Below are 5,809 nucleotides of genomic sequence, written 5' to 3' on the forward strand. Positions count from 1 at the left end.
CTCTTTCGTGTCCGATTTTCCTCGGCGCCTTTCAGGTTTCCGCTCCGGCCTTTCGGCTTTCGCGTTTCCCTTTCCGGCGGTTCCGACTTTATCAGAGATTCTGAGTCGGAATTCCCCGCCCTGTTTGGGTTGCTCCGGGCACGTGAGTGCGGGGTGCTTCCCGTTCAGGCGGAGACGTAAACGTACTGGAGCGGGGCGCCCCGATGCAAATCGAGGCGCCCCGCTCCGGAAGTGACGCAGTGTCGGGTCAGACCTCGACGACCACGGGAAGGATCATCGGGCGCCGACGGTAGTTGTCAGAGACCCACTTGCCCAGCGTGCGGCGGATGAGTTGCTGCAGCTGGTGGGGCTCCACGACGCCGTCCTGGGCCGACTTCTCGAGGACCTCCTGGACCCTCGGCATGACGGCCGCGAAGGCCGAGTCGTCGATGCCGGAGCCGCGGGCATGGATGTGCGGGCCCCCGGTGAACTTGCCGGTGCTGGAGTCCACCACCACGAAGACCGAGATGATGCCCTCGTCGCCGAGGATCCTGCGGTCCTTGAGGGAGGATTCCGTGACGTCGCCGACCGAGAGGCCGTCCACGTACACGTATCCCGCCTGGACCTTGCCGACGATCTTCGCCTTGCCCTCGACCAGGTCGACGACGACGCCGTCCTCGGCGATCACGATGCGGTCGTGCGGGATGCCTGTGAGGGCGCCCAGCTCGGCGTTGGCGCGCAGGTGGCGCCATTCGCCGTGGACCGGCATCAGGTTCTTGGGCTTGCAGATGTTGTAGAAGTACAGGAGCTCGCCCGCCGACGCGTGGCCGGAGACGTGCACCTTGGCGTTGCCCTTGTGGACGACGTTCGCGCCCCAGCGGGTCAGGCCGTTGATCACGCGGTAGACCGCGTTCTCGTTGCCGGGGATGAGCGACGACGCCAGGATCACCGTGTCGCCCTGGACGATGCGGATCTGGTGGTCGCGGTTGGCCATCCGGGAGAGGGCGGCCATCGGCTCACCCTGCGAGCCCGTGCAGACGAGTACGACCTGGCTGTCGGGCAGGTCGTCGAGCGTCTTGACGTCGACCACCAGGCCCGGCGGGACCTTCAGATAACCCAGGTCCCTCGCGATGCCCATGTTGCGGACCATCGAGCGGCCCACGAAGGCGACCCTGCGGCCGTACTCGTGTGCCGCGTCCAGGATCTGCTGGATGCGGTGGACGTGGCTGGCGAAGCTCGCGACGATGATCCGCTTCTGGGCGCCGGCGAAGACGCCCCGGATCACGTTCGAGATGTCGCGCTCCGGCGGGACGAAGCCCGGGACCTCGGCGTTCGTCGAGTCGGAGAGAAGGAGGTCGATGCCCTCCTCGCTCAGCCGCGCGAACGCGTGCAGGTCGGTGAGGCGACCGTCCATCGGCAGCTGGTCCATCTTGAAGTCGCCGGTGGCGACGACCATGCCCGCGGGAGTGCGGACGGCGACGGCCAGGGCGTCCGGGATGGAGTGGTTGACCGCGATGAATTCACAGTCGAACGGGCCCAGACGCTCGCGGTCGCCCTCGACGACCTCGAGCGTGTACGGACGGATGCGGTGCTCCTGGAGCTTCGCCTCGATGAGCGCGAGGGTCAGCTTGGAGCCGATCAGCGGGATGTCCGGCTTCTCGCGGAGGAGATACGGGACACCGCCGATGTGGTCCTCGTGGCCGTGCGTGAGCACGATGCCGTCGATGTCGTCGAGGCGGTCCCTGATGGACGTGAAGTCCGGCAGGATCAGGTCGATTCCGGGCTGCTCCTCCTCGGGGAAGAGCACTCCGCAGTCGACGATCAGCAGGCGACCGTTGTACTCGAAGACGGTCATGTTGCGGCCGATTTCGCCGAGGCCGCCGAGCGGGGTGACCCGCAGGCCGCCCTTCGGGAGCTTCGGCGGGGCGCCGAGTTCAGGATGCGGATGACTCAAAAGACTCTCCTCACCACACGCGCCACGTACCTCCAGGGCACGTGGCGCGCATGACGTTCGTGCAGTAGCAGTTGTTTGGTGTGGGTGCAGGACCGTGTCAGTCGGTGTCCTGCGGTGTTTCGCGTATTCAGTTGTGAAGTCTGTGGTTAGAGCTGTACCCCGCCGGCGGCGAGATCGATCTTGAGCTGGGCCGTCTCGTCGGGCGACAGTTCGACCAGGGGCAGCCGCAGCGGTCCTGCGGGGCGGCCCTGCAGGGTGAGCGCAGCCTTGGTGGTGATCACACCCTGCGTACGGAACATGCCGGTGAAGACAGGGAGCAGCTTCTGGTGGATCTCGGTGGCCTTCTGTACGTCACCCGTGGACCACGAATCGATCATCGCGCGCAGCTCCGGGGTGACCACATGGCTCACGACGGAGACGAAGCCGCAGGCGCCGACGGAGAGCAGCGGCAGGTTCAGCATGTCGTCGCCGGAGTACCAGGCAAGACCGGAGCGGGCGATGGCCCAGCTGGCGCGGCCGAGGTCACCCTTGGCGTCCTTGTTGGCGACGATCCGCGGGTGCTGTGCGAGGCGGACGATCGTTTCGGTGTTGATCGGTACGCCGCTGCGGCCGGGGATGTCGTAGAGCATGACCGGCAGCTCGGTGCTGTCGGCGATCGCGGTGAAGTGCCGGAGCAGGCCCTCTTGCGGGGGCTTGTTGTAGTACGGCGTGACCGTCAGGAGGCCGTGGGCACCTACACGAGCCGCGTCGCGGGCGAGCTCGATGCTGTGGCGGGTGTCGTTCGTGCCGACGCCCGCGACGATATGGGCCCGGTCTCCGACCGCTTCCACTACAGCTCGTACGAGCTCGGCTTTCTCCGCGTTGCTGGTGGTCGGGGACTCACCAGTGGTGCCGTTGATGACGAGGCCGTCGTTGCCTGCGTCCACCAAGTGGGCGGCGAGCCGCTGCGCGCCGTCGAGGTCAAGTGCGCCATCCGCCGTAAAGGGCGTGACCATGGCGGTGAGGACCCTCCCGAAGGGGGTCTGCGGAGTGGAGGTCGGAGCCATGGGTAACACGCTACTCGCTGCTCAACGCGTGGTCCCCCCTCGGGGGATGTGTGCGGACCTGACAAGTGAGGAGCCCGGCACTGCCTGCTCGGGGGTTCAAGCAGTGCCGGGTCCGTTTGATCAGGCTAGATGAACTTCCCGAAATGCCGCAATACGGACACCTCACTCAGCCCACCCGTACATCAGTGCCTTACGGAGCCACACGTCCATTGCCGTTGAAGGCGGCGTGCGTGAGGGGCATGAGCTTGGCCCAGTGCTCTTCCATCTTCTCGCCGACCATCTCGATCTCCCGCTGCGGGAAGGACGGGACCTTGGCGAGCTCGTGCTGCGTACGCAGGCCGAGGAAGTGCATCAGCGAACGGGCGTTGCACGTCGCGTACATCGACGAGAAGAGGCCGACCGGCAGGACCGCGCGGGCGACCTCGCGGGCGACGCCGGCGGCGAGCATCTCCTGATACGCCTCGTACGCCTGGACGTACGAGTCCTCCATGACGCGGCTCGTGAGCTCCTGCTGGGCCTGGGTGCCCTCCACGAACACGTACTTCCCGGGGCGGCCTTCCTGGACCAGCTTGCGGGACTCGTCGGGGACGTAGAACGTCGGCTCGAGCTCCCTGTAGCGGCCCGATTCCTCGTTGTACGACCAGCCCACGCGGTGCCGCATGAACTCGCGGAAGACGAAGATCGGGGCGCTGATGAAGAACGTCATCGAGTTGTGCTCGAAGGGGCTGCCGTGGCGGTCCCGCATCAGATAGTTGATCAGGCCCTTTGAGCGCTCCGGGTCCTTCTGGAGCTCCTCCAGGGACTGCTCACCGGCCGTGGAGACACGGGCGGCCCACAGGACGTCGGAGTCGGTCGCGGCATGCTTCACCAACTCGACGGTGACCTCGCTGCGAAAGCTGGGCTTGAGGTCTTCGGTGGGGGTCGCGCTCACTGGCGGGGTCCTTCCATGTGCATCACTCGGGCGGCGCCCACTCTATGGCCCGGCACTGACAATCGGCCGTTCGGTGTCCCGCCACGACAATCTTCGGCGAATTTGGCGAAACCGGGCACCATTTGGGTCTTTCGAGCGTCTGTATAGACAACAGAGTTACGTTCGAGTCGCGTGAGGAGAAGCGCACCCCATGTTCCGTCGGCGCGAGCCCGTTCCGTTCGCCTTCATCGCCGAAGCCGACCAGTTCCGCAGCAATGTCACTCCCCCACCCCGAGAGCGCCCGTCGGCCTCTCAGGTCGTGGGCCGCACCCTGGTCGGCCTGGTCGTGGTCGCCGGACTCGCAGGTTCCCTGCTGGTCGGCATGCCCGCCCTTTCGCCCGATCAGGCACCCGCACAGACCCAGCAGTCTGAAGCCTCGAACGGTCGATGACGACCGTCGCCGCCCCCTGACTCCCCCCACTGCCCTAAAAGGCGTGGGAGGCACCCCCATGGACCCCCATGGGCCCCCACGGGTGGTCCGCGCAAGCAGGGCTCGGTAGCCTCACCGGGCACAGCCCGTGCGTGGATTGAGTGAGGATTCAGTCGTGCCCCTGCCCTTCCTGACGGCGGACCGCGCCTTTGACGAGACGGCGGACGACGCCGCGCTGCCGTTCGACGACCGCGACCACTGGCGACGGCCCTACCGGCCGGGCCCGTGGCGGGTGGGAGCAGCCGCGCTGCTTCTGCTGCTCGCCTCGTTCGTCCTCGTCGCCGCCGTGATCATCGCGTTCGCGGACTCACTGGCGGGTGCCGCGATCTGCGCGGGGCTCGCGGTGGTCGTCATCGTGAGCGCGCTGCGGCTGCTGCGGATGGGCACCTGGGTGAGCGCACACGGGCTGCGTCGTGTGGCCTTCCTGACGACGCAGACCGTGCCGTGGGCGCAGGTCGTGACGGTGCGTACGGCTCAGCAGCCCGTGCGGTGGCTCGGGCTGCCCCGCACCGTTCAGGGGCAGGCGCTCATCCTCGTACAACGCGATCAGCGGGCCGGGAGCCAGCCTCCGTTGCTCACCGACCGTAATGCCGACTTCCTGGCCCGGCACGAGGCCTTCAATCGAGCGGCCGACTCCATCGAGGTGTGGGCCGACGAGTACCGGCCCACCGCCTGAGCCCCAGACCTTAGGCGTTCACCGGCCGACCCGCGTGCAGCGCGATCGCGCGCTGCATCGCCTGTCGCGCGCGCGGGGTGTCCCGGGCGTCGTGATAGGCGACGGCGAGGCGGAACCAGCAGCGCCAGTCGTCCGGTGAGTCCTCGGTCTCGGCCTTGCGTCGTTCGAAGACCTCGTCGGCCGAGTCGCGGTCGATACGCCCGCCGGGGGTGCGCTTCAACTCGTCGACGGGCAGGCCGCCTTCGGCTTCGAGCTCGGCGGCGAGGCGGTTGGCGCGCTGGACGAACTGGGTGTTCTTCCAGAGGAACCAGACGCCGATGAACGGCAGGATGAGCACCGCCACACCGAAAGTGATGGTGAGGGCGGTGCCGTGCTGTATCAGGAGCACGCCGCGGCTGCCGACCAGGACGAAGTAGACGACCAGGACGGCTGCCGTGACGGCGTAAGTGATCTTTGCTCGCATGACGGTCAGTTCAGCTCGGTTCAGCTCGGTTCAGCCCGCGTCAGTTCAGGTCCAGGAAGTGTTCCAGGCCGAACGTCAGGCCCGGAGTGCTCACCACACGGCGTACGCCGAGCAGGATGCCCGGCATGAAGCTGCTGTGGTGCAGCGAGTCGTGCCGGACGGTGAGGGTCTCGCCCTCGCCGCCGAGCAGCACCTCCTGGTGGGCCAGGAGGCCGCGCAGGCGCACGGAGTGCACCGGCACGCCGTCGACGTCCGCGCCGCGGGCGCCGTCGAGCGCCGTCGAGGTGGCGT

General features: G+C 67.4%; 7 protein-coding genes. 2 read left to right on the plus strand and 5 right to left on the minus strand.

From position 1 onward, the window contains the following. Positions 1-247 precede the first annotated feature (247 nt). From ACFQ7F_RS45125 to thyX, 3 genes are all read right to left on the minus strand, one after another. Positions 248-1,933 (minus strand): ribonuclease J, encoded by a 1,686-nt coding sequence (locus ACFQ7F_RS45125; protein ID WP_383285375.1) that lies wholly within the window; start codon positions 1,931-1,933, stop codon positions 248-250. Positions 1,934-2,079: 146 nt separating this feature from the next. Next, entirely contained in the window at positions 2,080-2,979 is a 900-nt protein-coding gene (gene dapA / locus ACFQ7F_RS45130; protein WP_383285378.1) for a 4-hydroxy-tetrahydrodipicolinate synthase, read from the minus strand. A gap of 190 nt (positions 2,980-3,169) precedes the next feature. Beyond that, the gene (gene thyX, locus ACFQ7F_RS45135; RefSeq protein ID WP_383285381.1) at positions 3,170-3,910 is read right to left on the minus strand and encodes an FAD-dependent thymidylate synthase; all 741 of its coding nucleotides are present in this window, start codon (positions 3,908-3,910) and stop codon (positions 3,170-3,172) included. A 190-nt stretch (positions 3,911-4,100) separates the two neighbouring features. Here thyX and ACFQ7F_RS45140 point away from each other — a divergent pair, with 190 nt between their 5' ends. Both ACFQ7F_RS45140 and ACFQ7F_RS45145 read left to right on the plus strand, forming a co-directional pair. Beyond that, positions 4,101-4,340: a hypothetical protein gene (locus tag ACFQ7F_RS45140; protein WP_383285383.1), complete on the plus strand. Its 240-nt coding sequence runs from the start codon at positions 4,101-4,103 to the stop codon at positions 4,338-4,340. A gap of 154 nt (positions 4,341-4,494) precedes the next feature. Next, entirely contained in the window at positions 4,495-5,055 is a 561-nt protein-coding gene (locus ACFQ7F_RS45145; protein WP_383285386.1) for a hypothetical protein, read from the plus strand. A 10-nt stretch (positions 5,056-5,065) separates the two neighbouring features. Here ACFQ7F_RS45145 and ACFQ7F_RS45150 read toward each other — a convergent pair whose 3' ends face one another. Continuing rightward, positions 5,066-5,518 carry a hypothetical protein gene (locus ACFQ7F_RS45150; RefSeq protein ID WP_383285389.1) on the minus strand — a complete coding sequence of 151 codons (453 nt, stop codon included), beginning with the start codon at positions 5,516-5,518 and terminating at the stop codon, positions 5,066-5,068. Between the two features lie 40 nt (positions 5,519-5,558). Then, a partial coding sequence (locus tag ACFQ7F_RS45155) for a dihydrodipicolinate reductase C-terminal domain-containing protein (RefSeq protein WP_383285392.1) occupies positions 5,559-5,809 on the minus strand: 251 nt, incomplete at its 5' end.

The organism is Streptomyces sp. NPDC056486, assembly GCF_042795295.1.
GTDB lineage: Bacteria > Actinomycetota > Actinomycetes > Streptomycetales > Streptomycetaceae > Streptomyces.

Coding starts and splice junctions, on each gene's coding strand:
- dapA (WP_383285378.1), bottom strand. CDS start 2,979: ATGGCTCCGACCTCCACTCCGCAGACCCCCTTCGGGAGGGTCCTCACC.
- ACFQ7F_RS45140 (WP_383285383.1), top strand. CDS start 4,101: ATGTTCCGTCGGCGCGAGCCCGTTCCGTTCGCCTTCATCGCCGAAGCC.
- ACFQ7F_RS45150 (WP_383285389.1), bottom strand. CDS start 5,518: ATGCGAGCAAAGATCACTTACGCCGTCACGGCAGCCGTCCTGGTCGTC.